Origin of the sequence: Stenotrophomonas sp. SMYL11, assembly GCF_036320005.1 — a bacterium.
GTDB lineage: Bacteria > Pseudomonadota > Gammaproteobacteria > Xanthomonadales > Xanthomonadaceae > Stenotrophomonas > Stenotrophomonas maltophilia_A.
Genome location: NZ_JAWIRS010000013.1, coordinates 1 through 13,933, shown reverse-complemented (window position 1 = coordinate 13,933; position 13,933 = coordinate 1). Strand labels below are relative to the sequence as shown.

Annotated in this window: 14 protein-coding genes; 5 read left to right on the top strand and 9 right to left on the bottom strand. The window is 66.2% G+C overall.

Annotated features, from left to right (window positions below; translation table 11 throughout):
* Position 1: 1 nt before the first annotated feature.
* The 3 genes from mreD to V3B46_RS16625 form a co-directional block, all read right to left on the bottom strand.
* A complete protein-coding gene (gene mreD / locus V3B46_RS16635) occupies positions 2-487 on the bottom strand; it encodes a rod shape-determining protein MreD (protein WP_005419400.1) in 486 nt (161 codons plus the stop codon).
* Entirely contained in the window at positions 484-1,647 is a 1,164-nt protein-coding gene (mreC, locus tag V3B46_RS16630; protein WP_329892381.1) for a rod shape-determining protein MreC, read from the bottom strand. The genes mreD and mreC overlap by 4 nt, the downstream gene beginning before the upstream one ends.
* A 121-nt stretch (positions 1,648-1,768) precedes the next feature.
* The gene (locus tag V3B46_RS16625; protein WP_005419402.1) at positions 1,769-2,815 is read right to left on the bottom strand and encodes a rod shape-determining protein; all 1,047 of its coding nucleotides are present in this window, start codon (positions 2,813-2,815) and stop codon (positions 1,769-1,771) included.
* 283 nt (positions 2,816-3,098) lie between these two features.
* Between V3B46_RS16625 and V3B46_RS16620 the strand changes: the two genes are divergently transcribed.
* Positions 3,099-4,037, top strand: coding sequence for a carbohydrate kinase family protein (locus tag V3B46_RS16620; RefSeq protein ID WP_329892380.1), 939 nt, complete (start codon positions 3,099-3,101; stop codon positions 4,035-4,037).
* Positions 4,038-4,140: 103 nt separating this feature from the next.
* Here the strand turns inward: V3B46_RS16620 and V3B46_RS16615 are convergent, their stop codons facing one another.
* From V3B46_RS16615 to ubiE, 4 genes are all read right to left on the bottom strand, one after another.
* A complete protein-coding gene (locus V3B46_RS16615; RefSeq protein WP_329892379.1) occupies positions 4,141-4,764 on the bottom strand; it encodes an HAD family hydrolase in 624 nt (207 codons plus the stop codon).
* Entirely contained in the window at positions 4,764-5,495 is a 732-nt protein-coding gene (locus tag V3B46_RS16610) for a hypothetical protein (protein WP_329892378.1), read from the bottom strand. Before V3B46_RS16610 ends, V3B46_RS16615 begins: the two co-directional genes overlap by 1 nt.
* Positions 5,496-5,617: 122 nt before the next feature.
* Positions 5,618-7,546: a M1 family metallopeptidase gene (locus V3B46_RS16605; protein ID WP_329892377.1), complete on the bottom strand. Its 1,929-nt coding sequence runs from the start codon at positions 7,544-7,546 to the stop codon at positions 5,618-5,620.
* Between the two features lie 322 nt (positions 7,547-7,868).
* Positions 7,869-8,630, bottom strand: coding sequence for a bifunctional demethylmenaquinone methyltransferase/2-methoxy-6-polyprenyl-1,4-benzoquinol methylase UbiE (gene ubiE / locus V3B46_RS16600; protein WP_005411082.1), 762 nt, complete (start codon positions 8,628-8,630; stop codon positions 7,869-7,871).
* Between the two features lie 79 nt (positions 8,631-8,709).
* On the opposite strand from ubiE, the gene V3B46_RS16595 reads away from it, so the two are divergent.
* The 4 genes from V3B46_RS16595 to V3B46_RS16580 all read left to right on the top strand — a co-directional run bounded on the left by V3B46_RS16595 (position 8,710) and on the right by V3B46_RS16580 (position 10,508).
* On the top strand, positions 8,710-9,162 hold the full coding sequence (locus tag V3B46_RS16595; RefSeq protein WP_094002387.1) for a nucleoside deaminase: 453 nt from the start codon (positions 8,710-8,712) through the stop codon (positions 9,160-9,162).
* Between the two features lie 198 nt (positions 9,163-9,360).
* Complete coding sequence (locus V3B46_RS16590) at positions 9,361-9,621, top strand: hypothetical protein (protein WP_154264454.1); 261 nt, start codon at positions 9,361-9,363, stop codon at positions 9,619-9,621.
* 75 nt (positions 9,622-9,696) lie between these two features.
* On the top strand, positions 9,697-10,023 hold the full coding sequence (locus tag V3B46_RS16585; RefSeq protein ID WP_014038526.1) for a hypothetical protein: 327 nt from the start codon (positions 9,697-9,699) through the stop codon (positions 10,021-10,023).
* A gap of 62 nt (positions 10,024-10,085) precedes the next feature.
* Positions 10,086-10,508 carry a low affinity iron permease family protein gene (locus V3B46_RS16580; RefSeq protein ID WP_154264455.1) on the top strand — a complete coding sequence of 141 codons (423 nt, stop codon included), beginning with the start codon at positions 10,086-10,088 and terminating at the stop codon, positions 10,506-10,508.
* Between the two features lie 39 nt (positions 10,509-10,547).
* Here the strand turns inward: V3B46_RS16580 and V3B46_RS16575 are convergent, their stop codons facing one another.
* Complete coding sequence (locus tag V3B46_RS16575; protein WP_329892376.1) at positions 10,548-13,661, bottom strand: efflux RND transporter permease subunit; 3,114 nt, start codon at positions 13,659-13,661, stop codon at positions 10,548-10,550.
* A 12-nt stretch (positions 13,662-13,673) separates the two neighbouring features.
* On the bottom strand, positions 13,674-13,933 hold a 260-nt coding region (locus V3B46_RS16570), incomplete at its 5' end, for a permuted SH3 domain-containing protein (RefSeq protein ID WP_329892375.1).

The window sequence follows — 13,933 nt, the reverse complement described above, 5'->3', positions numbered from 1 at the left end:
CTCAGCGCCCGCGCTTGCCGAAACGCACCGCGTCAAGCAGCACGAATACCAGCGGCCACAGGCCCATGCCCAGCAGCGGTGCCCACCAGTACGACCACGGCAGGGTCGGCTCATCCACCACGATGTGGACCAGCGCGCTGACGATGCGGTCGTTGAACAGCAGGCCGCCGATGGCCAGCATCTGCTGGGACATCGGGAAGAAGCGGATGCGGGCGCGGAAGCGCTGCAGGATGAAGGCCAGCATCACCAGCCGCAGCGCCTGTTCGCCGAGCACGCCGCCGTACAGCAGGTCGGCAACCACGCCGCTGGCGAAGGCGATGCCCAGGCCGACGCGCTCGGGGGCTTCGATCACCCAGTACGCCAGCACCAGCGCCAGCCAGTACGGGCGCAACGGCTGCAGCAGCGCCGGCAACGGCAGCAGGCCCAGCAGCAGCGCCACCACCAGGCTGGCCGGCAGCACCCACGGGTTGTCGCGCAGGCGGCTCATCGCTGGGCCTCCGGCGTGGTCGGTTGCCGGCCAGCGGCCGGCACTACCGGAGCGTCGGCTGGGGGAGAGCCCCCCTCTTGTTGAGGGGGACGCGCCGAAGGCGCGGGGCTAAGGGAGGATGCGGGGGCAACCGGCTTCGTCGAAGACAGAGCCGGTTGCCGGCCAGCGGCCGGCACTACCGTGGACCCGGCTGGGGGAGAGCCCCCCTCTTGTTGAGGGGGGCGCGCCGACGGCGCGGGGGTAAGGTGGGATGCCCCCCCGGCAGCCTGGTTTGCCGAAGGCAAACTTGGCTGAGGCAATTCGCTGGCCGCAGGCAAGCGAATTGCCGCCCCCGGGCGCAGCAGCAGCACGTCGCGGCCGCGGTCCAGCTGCGCCGCCGGCTTCAGTTCGCCGACCAGGAAGGCGTGCGTGTCGTCCGGGCGCAGGCCGGTGATGGTGCCGACCGGGAACCCGGCCGGGAAGCGGCCACCGAGGCCGGAGGTGACGATCTCATCGCCCACTTCCACGCCGGCGCTGAGCGGGATGTCGCGCAGTTCCAGCTTGTCGCCGCGGCCGTAGACGATCAGGCGAACGCCGTTGCGGGCCACCGTCACCGGCACGGCATGGTCGGGGTCGGTCAGCAGCAGCACGGTGGAGGTACCGCCAGTGACGCTGATCACCTGGCCCATCAGACCGCCGGCATCGATCACCGCCTGGCCGACGTGCACGCCTTCGCGGCTGCCGGCGTCGAGCACCAGGCGCTGCTTCACCGGATCCAGGTCGATGTCCAGGATCGGCGCCAGCTGCACGTCCAGGCCACTGCGCTCGGCCACGTTCAGCAGTTCGCGCAGCTGGGCGTTGTCCAACGCGGCGGTCTGCAGGCGGGTCAGGCGGGCGTTGGCCAGCAGCAGCTGGTTGCGCAGTTCACGGTTCTCGTTGACCAGCTGGCCGTGACTGGCCGCCGAGTCCTTGACCTGGTTGCCGAGCTTGCCGGGCAGTCCCGCCAGTGCCCATACCGGCTGCACCAGGCTGTTGGCCTGCCCGCGCAGCTGCGCAAGCCAGCCGGCCTGGTCGTCAAGCACGATCAGGGTGATGGCCAGTGCGAGATAAGCCAGCAGACGCAGCGGGCTGGCGGCATCACCGGATCGGGAAGCAACGGGAGGTCCGGCGTAGGGCGGCACGGCAACGATTCAACTGGCAGAAGGCGGAAGGGAAACACGCGGGCGCCCCGCCGGTGCCGGCCTACCCTCATGGTGGGCCGCACCCCGGAGGGGCGCTGCGGGCGCGGGCAGCCGGGACGGCTTATTCCGGCGCAAAGAACTCGTTGCCGTGCATGTCGACCAGCTCCAGCGCACGGCCACCGCCGCGGGCCACGCAGGTCAGCGGATCGTCCGCCACCTGCACGTGCAGGCCGGTTTCCTCGGAAATCAGGCGGTCCAGGTCACGCAGCAGGGCGCCACCACCGGTCAGCACGATGCCGCGCTCGGCGACGTCGGCGCACAGTTCCGGCGGGGTCTGCTCCAGCGCCAGCTTGACCGCGCTGACGATGCCCGACAGCGGCTCGTGCAGGGCTTCAAGCACTTCGTTGGAGCTGATCTTGATCATCTTCGGGACGCCCTCGGCGAGGTTGCGGCCGGAGATTTCCATCTCGATCACTTCCGCCTGCGGGTAGGCGCAGCCCAGCTCGACCTTGATGCGCTCGGCAGTGGCTTCACCGATCAGCATGCCGTGGTTGCGGCGCACGTAATTGGTGATGGACTCGTCGAAGCGGTCGCCGCCGATGCGGACCGAGGCCGAATAGACGATGCCGTTGAGCGAGATCACCGCCACCTCGGTGGTGCCGCCGCCGATATCGATGACCATCGAGCCACGGGCTTCGGTAACCGGCATGCCGGCGCCGATCGCGGCAGCCATCGGCTCTTCGATCAGGAACACGTCACGGGCACCGGCTTCCTCGGCCGATTCCTTGATCGCGCGGCGCTCGACCTGGGTCGAGCCGGCCGGCACGCAGACCAGCACGCGCGGGCTCGGGCGCAGCACGCGCGACTTGTGCACCTTCTTGATGAAGTGCTTGAGCATCGCCTCGGTATAGGTGAAGTCGGCGATGACGCCGTCCTTCATCGGGCGGATGGTGGTGATATGGCCCGGGGTACGGCCCAGCATCTGCTTGGCCTCGGCGCCTACGGCTGCCACCGAGCGGGTGCCACCAATGGCACGGTCCTGACGCACGGCCACGACCGATGGCTCGTTCAGCACGATCCCCTGCCCGCGCACGTAGATGAGGGTATTGGCCGTGCCCAGGTCGATGGACAGGTCGTTGGAGAACATGCCACGGAGTTTCTTGAACATCTGAGGAAGGAGTCCTGAGGGGTGTCGTGCCCGCCGCGGGATGGCGAAAAAATGGGCAGAAATCGAGGCCGACAAGCCTAGCAACCCGCCTGCCGCCGAGCAAGGAAAAAACTAGCTGAACCCGCGTCTTCACAGGCTTTCGGCCTGATCGGGTCTGAGCCGGTTCTGGCCCTGAGCGGCACCAGCGGGTAACCTTTGCGCCGTCGGGCGCCCAAGGGCGCCGTTTGCTTGCCCGCCGAACCGGGCCGGCCCACCCCAAAATTCACCGCATAGGCTTACATCGATGTCCGCTCTGATCTGTGGTTCTCTTGCCTTCGACACCATCATGGTGTTCCCGGACCAGTTCAAGAATCACATCCTGCCGGACAAGGTGCACATCCTGAACGTGTCCTTCCTGGTGCCGCGCATGCGCCGCGAGTTCGGTGGCTGCGCCGGCAACATCGCCTACAACCTGCACCTGCTGGGCGGCGAGCCGATCCCGATGGGCACCGTGGGTTCGGATTTCGGCCCCTACCGCGAATACTTCGAAGGCCTGGGCATCGACCTGTCGCGCGTGCGCGTGATCGATGAGCTGTTCACCCCGCAGGCGTTCATCACCACCGACCACGACAACAACCAGATCACCGCCTTCCACCCGGGCGCGATGATGCGTTCGTACGAAAACCACGTGCGCGGCGTGCCGGGCGTGACCCTGGGCCTGGTCGGCCCGGACGGCCGCGAAGGCATGATCCAGAACGCACAGGAATTCCACGAAGACGGCATCCCGTTCATCTTCGACCCCGGCCAGGCCATGCCGCTGTTCAACGGCCCGGAACTGCGCGCGTTCATCGAGCAGGCCGACTACGTGGTGGTCAACGACTACGAGTCGAACCTGCTGCAGGAACGCACCGGCTGGGACGAGAAAGAGATCGTCAGCCGGGTCAAGGCCTACATCACCACCCGTGGCCCGAAGGGCGCGGTCATCCACACTCCGGAAAAGAGCTACGACATCCCGCCGGCGCACGAGCGCCGCGTGGTCGACCCGACCGGCTGTGGCGACGCCTTCCGCGCCGGCCTGATCTACGGCATCCAGAAGGGCTACGACTGGCTGACCATCGGCCGCATGGGCAACCTGATGGGCGCGCTGAAGGTCGAGCACCCGGGCACGCAGAACCAGCGCTTCACCTTTGACGAGTTCAACGAGCAGTTCAAGCAGCAGTTCGGTTACGCGCTGGGCGCGTAAACCGAACTGCCCGCGCATCTGTTCGGTGGGTGTCGACCTTGGTCGACACGCTGTGCTCTGGTAGGTGTCGACCTTGGTCGACACTGCCGGCCAGCGGCCGGCACTACCCCTTCTGCTGCCAGGCCGCCAACAGTGCACGGCAATCGGCGAAATGCCAGTCGGCACTGCCCGGCCACGGGTTCTCCGGCAGGTTGACCAGCACGGTGTGGGTGCCCGCGGCGCGGCCACACTCCAGGTCGTAAGCGTGGTCTCCCACCATCACCGCCTCTGCCGCCGCGATGCCCCAACGCCGCAGGTGCTGCTGTAGGCCATCCGGCGACGGCTTGGGCACCGCTTCGTCGCGGCCGATGATGTCGGCATCGTCGAACAACTCCCCGACCCCGATCGCGTCCAGCGTCAGCTTCGCCAATGCATGATCGTTGCGGGTCAGGATGCCGAGCCGGCAACCAGCCTCCGCCAGCGCGCGCAGCAGCGTCACCGCGCCCGGCGCCGGGAGCGCGTCCTCGGCCAGCGCACGTTCGTGATCCAGCAACCACTCACGCTTGGCCTGCGCCGGTGCATCCGGCAGCGCCGAGATATGGTCGAGGATGTCCTCCTCCGCGGCGATCTCCAGCGCGCGGCGGATCGCGGCGAAATCATGCACGGCCACCGTCAGCGTGCCGTCCATGTCGAACACCCAGTGCCGGATCGCGGACAGCGCGTGCACTGCGCTGCCCGTCGCGATCATCACTGCCACCACTGCGGCATGCTGCTGGCGTCGACGCCACCGGTCTCGAACACCGCGGTACGTGTGCCACCGGCCTTGACCGGGAACTCGATGCTGATCGACTTGCCCTTGCGCGCCAGCTTCCACAGCGCCTTCTGGTCGGTGATGAACAGGGCGATGGCTTCATCGGTCTTCGGACGCCAGGCCGCCATGGAAATCGGCTTGCCGTCGTCCACGGTTACTTTCACCGTGCACTGCGGGCAACGGAAATCGCCGGCCTGCAGCACCAGGTAGGCATGCCGCTTCCACTCCGGATGATCGCGGAACACCAGCTGCACCGGCTTGGCGCCGCTGCCATCCACGTCCACCCGTTCCTTGCTGTAGATCTGCGCCGAAACCTGGTTGCCCTTGTTGCCCACCGGGATCTGGTTGTACTGCCACAGTGCCTGCATGCGGCGCAGGTCGCGCGCAGCATCGCCCTTGGCCTTGACCTCGTCGAAGCCGGCGGCGATGCGCTCGGCGGCGGCGGTGTCCTTGTACTGGTCCAGCAGCGAGGCGCCATGCAGGCGCGCACGCTCCCAGTCCTGTGCGGCCACGGCCATGTCGTACTGCTTGGCCACGTCTTCGGCCTTGGCTTCCCTCTGTGCCTGCACGGCGGCCGCGGCGGCTTCCTGCGCCTTGCGCTCTTCCTCGGGGTTGCTGCAGGCAGCCAGGGCCAGGGTGCAGGCGGTGAGCAGGATCAGTCGTTTCATGGCGGAGGTCCTTCGTGTTTTCGCATTTCTGTAGAGTCGAGCCATGCTCGACTCGCTCTTCAGCAGCAGTCGAGCAAGCTCGACTCTACAAAAAAGCGCCGGGGGGTGCCCGGCGCGTTTTCTTACTTGGCTTCAGCCTTGGCCAGCATGTCCTGGACCGAGGCGGTGGTGATCGGGTGGTAGCCCGGCTTGGCCTTTTCGAAGGCCTGCTTGGCCAGCTCCAGACCCTTCGGGGTCTTCACCAGTTCGGCGTAGATCGGCATGATCAGCTTGCGACGGCCGACGCGCTCGATGAACGCGGCAGCGCCTTCATTGGCCTGCTCGTAGCCGCTGCGGATCGCCAGCGGGTACCAGCGCATGGCGATCTCGCCATTCGGGGTGCCGGTGAAGTGGAAGGCCTTGTCCAGCGTGGCCAGCTTGTCCAGCGGCTGGGTCGCGCCCAGGCCGTCGATGAAGCGCACCCATTCCTGCGTGCTCCAGTCGGCGATGACCTGGCTGCTCGGCACGGTGCCGGCGCTGGCAAACGCGATGCGCGCGGTATCGACGCTGCTGAAGTTGCGCGACTGCGCCTTGGCCGCGAACGCCGGGATGCCCGGCTCATCCAGCCATGCCTTCAGCTCGGCCTCGGTCACTGCCGAGGGATTCTTCGGCAGCAGGTTCTTCTTCAGGTACTCGACGAACTGGTCGGTGTTCGCGCTCTGGAAGGCGTGGTCATCGAACCAGCCTCGCAGGAACGGATCGAAGGTTTCGCGACCGAAGCGCTGCTCCAGGAATTCCAGGAACCACGAACCCTTGACGTAGGCGACCTGGCTCAGGGCTTCGTCGGGGTCACGCTCGTTCAGCGGCGGCAGCGCCAGCGCCTGGTCGGCCGGGCTCATGTCCTTCACTTCGGCCAGCAGGTCGGTCTGGTCGATCTGCTTCTCCATCTCGGCCATTTCCTTGCCGTACAGAGCTTCGGTGATGCGGCCCTGGACGTAGGTGGTGAAGCCTTCATTGAGCCAGATGTCCTTCCAGCTGGCGTTGGTCACCAGGTTGCCCGACCAGCTGTGCGCCAGTTCGTGGGCGACCAGCGAGACCAGCGACTTGTCACCGACGATCACGGTCGGGGTGGCGAAGGTCAGGCGCGGGTTCTCCATGCCGCCGAACGGGAACGACGGCGGCAGCACCAGCATGTCGTAGCGGCCCCAGCGGTATTCGCCGTACAGCTTCTCGGCGGCACCGATCATCTTCTCGGTGTCTTCGAATTCCTTGGCGGCCTTGTTGACCATGGTCGGTTCGGCCCAGACGCCGGAGCGGCCGGAGATCGGCTCGAACACCAGGTCACCGGCGGCGATGGCCAGCAGGTACGACGGAATCGGCTGCGGCATCTTGAAGGTGTAGTCACCGTCACGCGCGGCCTTCGGGTCGTTGTCGGCGCTCATCAGCACCATCACGTCCGGGCGCGAGACCACGTGCGCGCTGTAGGTGAAGCGCACGCTCGGGGTGTCCTGCAGCGGCACCCAGGAACGGGCGTGGATGGCCTGCGACTGGCTGAACATGAAGGGCAGCTTCTTGCCCTCGGTCATCGACGGTGCCAGCCACTGCAGGCCCGAGGCGGTCGGCGCGGTGTGGTAGGTCACTTCCACCTTGGCCGGCTGTTCCGGGGCTTCGATGGTCAGCTTGCTGCCGAACACCTTGTCAGCGGCGGCCAGCTCGAACTTCAATGGGCTGCGCGCGCCATCGGCAGCGACGGCCTCGACCTTGGACACGGTCAGCTCGCGGGTGTCGAGCACCAGCTGCCTGGCATCCTTCTGCTTCCATTCCAGGGTGTAGGTGGCGGTGCCGCCGATCTGCTTCTGGTCGAAGTCCAGCTTCAGGTCCAGCGCGATGTCCTTGATGACGACCTTGTCCGGCTCGGCGTACGAGCTTTCGTCGTGGCTGCGGTTCTCGGCGTTCACGGGGGCGGCGGGGGTTTTGGCGGCAGTCGGGGCGGCGGCGGGCGCGGCCGCCTCCTGGGAGCAGCCGGCGGCCAGGGCCACGGCCAGCGGAAGGAGCATCAGCGGATTACGCATGAATCGGGACCGTTACGGGGATCAGACCGCCAATGGTACCTCCCTCCGGCCCCGCAGGCGTTGCGCGGTGCGGGGTAATGGCGGCGGGAGCGCGGTACGGGCGGCCGGGGCCGGCGCTGCGCCTCGGGCGCAGGCCAACCAAGGTTGGCCTCTACCGGAATGGCGGCGGATGCGGTACGGGCGGCCGGGGCTGCGCCGCGCCTCGGGCGCATGCCAACCAAGGTTGGCTTCTACAGGTAGGTGCCAACCTTGGTTGGCACGGATGTGTCAGCGCCCGGTGCAAGCGTGTGCCAACCAAGGTTGGCACCTACCAGAGCAGGAACTACAGCTTGTAGCCGGAGTGGATCGAGACGATGCCGCCGGTCAGGTTCTTGTAGTGGCAGCGCTCGAAGCCGGCCTGCCCCATCATCGCCTTCAGCTCATCCTGCGGCGGGTGCTTGCGGATGCTTTCGGCCAGGTACTGGTAGCTGTCCGAATCGTTGGCGAACAGCTTGCCCAGCTTCGGCAGGATCTTGAACGAGTGGAAGTCGTAGATCGGCTTGAACCAGTCGGCGGTGACTTCGGAGAATTCCAGCACGCGGGCCTGGCCGCCCACCTTCAGCACGCGGTACATCTCGCGCAGGCCAGCGTCCTTGTCGGTCACGTTGCGCAGGCCGAAGGCGATGGTCACCAGGTCGAAGCTGTTGTCCGGGAACGGCAGGGCCTCGGCGTTGCACTGCACGTAGTCCAGGCCGAGCACCAGGCCGCGGTTGGTCAGGCGGTCACGGCCGACGGACAGCATGCCGGCGTTGATGTCGCCCAGCACCACCGAGCCCTCGGCGCCAACGCGTTCCTTCAGCAGGGCGGCGATATCGCCGGTGCCGCCGGCCAGGTCGAGCACACGGTCGCCCGGCTTCACCTGCGCGGTCGCCACGTAGTAGCGCTTCCACGCCCGGTGCACGCCCAGGCTCATCAGGTCGTTCATCAGGTCGTAGTTGCGCGCGACCGAGGTGAACACCTGGCCGACCAGCTTCTGCTTGTCCTTGGCGGCGACGTCGCGGAACCCGAAATGGGTGGTACCGGCTTTGTAGGGGGATTCGCTCATGGCCCCGATTATCGCACCGCCGGGGGCCAGCGGCACCCCCTCCCGTATCATGGCGGGCCACGACTTACCGGAGCCCCGCATGATCACCACGCCCGACTACCAGGCCCTGCTGCAGACCGCCATTGCCGAAGCCCGCCAGGGCCTGGCCGAGGGCGGCGTGCCGATCGGCGCGGCGCTGTACCACAACGACGGCCGCCTGCTCGGCTGCGGCCACAACCGCCGCGTGCAGGAAGGCGACCCGTCGGTGCACGGCGAGACCGATGCGTTCCGCAAGGCCGGCCGCCAGCGCCGCTACCAGGACACCATCATGGTCACCACCCTGGCGCCGTGCTGGTACTGCTCGGGCCTGGTGCGCCAGTTCAACATCGGCACCGTAGTGGTGGGCGAATCGCGCACCTTCCAGGGCGGCATCGACTGGCTGCGGGAAAACGGCGTCAACGTGATCGACCTGGACAGCCAGGAATGCGTGGACCTGCTGGGCGGCTTCATTGCGCAGTACCCGGAGATCTGGAACGAAGACATCGGTGAATGATCACCACGCAGTGTGCTGTTGAACCCGCTTAATGAACGCTTCAGTGCCGGCACGCCCTAGTGCCGGCAGCGTTTGCGGCCAATGCCGTGAACCTGTGCACAGTCAGCTGCGCTGCGTGCACACGCTGCGGTAACACCCCACCCGGCTGCCGCGCCTAGGGTGGGGTTACCGGGACTTCCTTCCCCGGCGGAGCCAGCCATGTGCGCGCACGCCGTACGCCCCACGCCCGACCCGATCCTTGACGCCATCCGCGACCGCCTGCAGCAGCAATACACGCTGCACCAGCGTGGCGCCCTGTTCTGGACTGCCTACCAGGGCCTGCAGCTGGAACTGGTGCGTGGCCGTCCGCTCGACCATGAGCGCCTGTGCAATGCAATGGCCGACATCGCCGAGGACCTCGGCGCGGTCGAGCATGCGCAATTGATAGGCAATCGCAACGCCGGCTCCACATCGCGCTGACGCGGCATCCACTGCCTCATCGGCCACACTCGGATGAACCCCCACTCCCTTTCCACTCAACCGAACTGGATTGTCATGCACGCCGAAGTCCCCACCATTCCCCCGGTCATCAACGTTGACGCCGAACTTGACCACTGGCGCCGCCAGCATGCCGACGGCGCACTGCCGCATAACTCGTTCGGCTCGTACGTGCCCTGGATCAAGTTCGCCTGTGATTCGCTGATCACCCAGCCGCGCGCCAGCAATGCACAGCGCGACGAGATGTTCCAGACCCAGTACGCCCTGCAGATCATGCCGCGCCTGAGCGAAGCCCAGGCCCGCGAATTCGTCGACCGTTGCTGGCAGCACGTCTACCAGACCAGCCCGGTGCGCCTGCAGGACGCCCCGCGCCTGCGCGCCTGAGCTGCACAGCCCCTGCACGAGCCGCTGCCGATCATCCTCGTCACCTGAGTGGGACGACGACGATGAAAGCACGCAACCTGTTCAATACGATCGCCAAGAAGGCCGCGGCCGCCACCGGCTCGCCGTGGACCTTCCTGGCCGCGGTAGCGATCGTGGTGCTCTGGGGCATCAGTGGCCCGGTATTCGGTTTCAACGACACCTGGCAGCTGGTGATCAACACCGGTACCACCATCATCACCTTCCTGATGGTGTTCCTGATCCAGCACACGCAGAACGCAGACACGGCCGCGATGCAGATCAAGCTGGACGAGCTGATCCGGGCGACGGCCGAAGCCAACAACGAACTGTTGGATCTGGAAGAACTGGACGAGGAGCGGCTGGAGGAGATCCGCGCCGAATACGAGCGCATGGCCCGCGAGGCCGGTGACGCGCTGCTGCGCGTGCGTGCCTGCCGCGCGGCTCCGCGCGATGATGAAGCGGTGTAGCGCGACGCTGCATGGCATGGTAATTCCCGATCAGGCCATCTATCCACGCTTGAACGCGCGCTGCACTACCACGAAGAACAGCGGTACGAAGAGCAGGCCCAGGCTGGTGCCCGCGACCATTCCGCCGAGCACCCCGATACCAATGGCCTGCTTGGCGCCTGAACCCGCCCCCGAGGACACGGCCAGCGGAATCACTCCCATGCCAAAAGCCAGCGAGGTCATGACGATCGGGCGCAAGCGGTCGCGCACGGCGTGCATGATCGCGTTGATCAGGCCTGCCCCGTGCTCCATGTGCTCCTTGGCAAACTCGATGATCAGGATCGCGTTCTTGCTGGTCAGGCCCACCGTGGTCAGCATCGCCACCTGGAAGTAGATGTCGCGTTCCAGGCCATTGATGGTATTGGCCAGCACCGCACCAAGGATGCCCAACGGAGCCGCCAGCAGCACTGCAACCGGTACGATCCAGCTCTCATACATGGCCGCCAGGCAGAGAAACACCATCAACAATGAAAGAACGTAGAGCAGCGGCAACTGGGAGCGGGAATCCCGCTCTTGGCTGGCCGCACCCGTCCATTCAATGCTGAAACCCGGGGGAAGCAGTGCGACGAGACGCTCGATTTCCCTCATCGCTTCGCCTGACGACGTACCGGGCGCAGGCTGGCCATGGATTTCCATGGCCGCCGTGCCGTTGAAGCGCTCCAAGCGCGGTGACGACTGGATCCAGTGGGTACTGCCCAGCGTATCGAAGGGCACCATGCGGGCCTGGTCATTGCGGACCGCCCACTGGCTGAAATCCTGCGGAAGCCCGCGGCTGGACGCATCGGCCTGCATGATGATCCGCTTGACCCGCCCCCTGTCCAGGAAGTCGGCGACATAGCGGCCGCCCCAACCAGCCCCCAGTTCGTTCCCGATCCGCTCGGCGGTGAGTCCATGCGCCCTGGCCTTCGCATCATCGATGCGCACCTGCAGAGCAGCCACATCCTCCATGCCGTTGGCGCGCATCTGCTGAAGCAATGGGCTCTGTGACGCAGCGGCAAGAAGCGTATCGCGCGCCTGGGCCAGGTGCGAATGTCCCTGCCCGGCATCATCCTTGAGGAAGAAGCCGAACCCGGATGCATTGCCCAGCGCGGGAATCGGGGGCGGCGCCAGCACGTGGAAATCGGCCATTCCCTGCGTTGCCAGGGCCCGGGTTGCGCGCAGTGCGATGGCTTCAGCATTGTCGGCTGAGCCGCGTCGCGCCCAGTCCTTCAGCCGGATGAAGGCAAGGCCCGCATTCTGGCCCATCCCCGAGTAGCTGTAGCCGGCGACCGTGAACATCGCCTCGGCCATGGGATCGCTCTCCAGGAAGTAGTGCTCGACCGCCTGCAATGCATGCGTGGTCTGTTGCAGTGTCGATCCCGCCACTCCGTTCACCAGCACTACCAGCGTTCCTTGATCTTCATTGGGCAGGAATGCACTGGGCAGGCGCACGAACAGCACGCCCATCAGCACGAACAGCGCCGCAACCATGCCCATGAAGCGCCACGGACGGTGGATGATGCCGCGCACGCCACGCTGGTAGCTTTCGCTGGTGCGGTCGAAACCTCGGTTGAAGCCGTTGAAGAAGCGACCGGCCAGGCCGCGATGGGCAACATGGTGCTCGCCCTTCTTCAGCGGCTTGAGCATGGTCGCGCACAGCGCCGGGGTCAGCACGATCGCGACCAGCACCGACAAAGCCATCGCCGAGACGATCGTGGCCGAGAACTGGCGGTAGATCACGCCAGTTGAGCCGCTCATGAAGGCCATCGGCACGAACACCGCCGACAGCACCAGGCCGATACCCACCAGAGCACCGGTGATCTGGCCCATCGACTTGCGGGTGGCTTCCAGCGGCGACAGGCCCTCTTCTGACATGATGCGTTCGACGTTCTCCACCACCACGATGGCATCGTCCACCAGCAGGCCGATCGCCAGCACCGTCGCGAACATGGTCAGCATGTTCACCGAGAAGCCCAGCATGGCCAGCACGCCGAAGGTACCCAGCAGCACCACCGGCACGGCGATGGTCGGGATCAGGGTGGCGCGGAAGTTCTGCAGGAACAGGTACATCACCACGAACACCAGCACGATCGCTTCGATCAGGGTCTGCACCACGCCCTTGATCGACATGCGTACGAACGGTGTGGCGTCATACGGTACTACCACCTCCACGCCTGCAGGCAAGGACGCAGACAGGCCTTCCAGCACTTGATCCACCGCTGCACGGGTCTGCAGCGCATTGGCGCCCGGCGCGAGCGTGATGCCGACGCCAGCGGCAGGCCGACCATTCAGGCGATTGCTGAACTCATAGCTTTCAGCTCCCAGTTCCACCCGTGCCACATCGCGCAGACGCAGTTCGCTGCCATCGGTGCTCGCACGGATGACAATGCCGCCCACGTCCTCTGCCGTGCGTGCCGAAGGCTCACCTTCGATATAGGCCGAGATCGGTTGTCCATTCACAGCCGGCCCCCCTCCAAGCTCGCCAAACGCAGGCTGGAGGGTCCGGCCACGCACGGCCTGGGCGATATCTTCGGCACTGACGGCATACGCCTGCAGTTTCGCTGGATCCAACCAGATGCGCAGAGCGTACTTGCCGGCGAATTCGCGCACATGTCCCACCCCAGGTACGCGGCTCAGCGTGTCCACCACCGATGATCCGACGAAATCGGCGACATCGGCGGCATCCAGGGCACCATCGGTTGATACGAATGCCACGATCTGCAGGAAGCCACTGCTGGCCTTGGCGGCGCTCACCCCGCGCATGCGGACCTGTTCGGGCAATGCCGGCATGGCCTGCTGTACGCGGTTCTGGACCTGCACCAGGGCCGCATCCAAGTCCGTGCCTGTGTGGAACACGAGAGTGACGTTGGAGTAGCCCGCATAGGAGTAGCTCTGCGAGGTGAAGTACTGCAGGCCATCAATGCCAACCAGCTGCGTCTCGATGATCTGGGTCACCGTTTCCTCGATGGTGCGCGCGGAAGCCCCGGGATGGATGGCGGTCAGCGTAATCGTGGGAGGCGCAACGTCGGGGTACATCTCCACCGGCAGCTTGAACAGGGCCAAGCCGCCGGCGAGCATGATGATGATGGCGATCACCCATGCAAAGATGGGTCGATCGATGAAAAAGCGTGCCATGGGGTTCTCCGCTTACTTCGCGTCGCCGGCCGGAGCGGCAGGCTGGGCGGCCGCTGCCGGCTTGGCCGGAGCAGCGCCCTTCTCGGTGGCCTTGACCGGCATGCCGGGGCCGATCTTCTGCAGGCCTTCGACAATGACCTTGTCGCCGGCCTTCAGACCGTCCTCGACCAGCCACTTGTCACCGACCGTGCGGCTGACCTTGACCGGGCGCACCTCAACCTTGTTGTCCTTGCCGACCACCATCGCGGTGGTGTCGCCCTTCGGATCGCGGG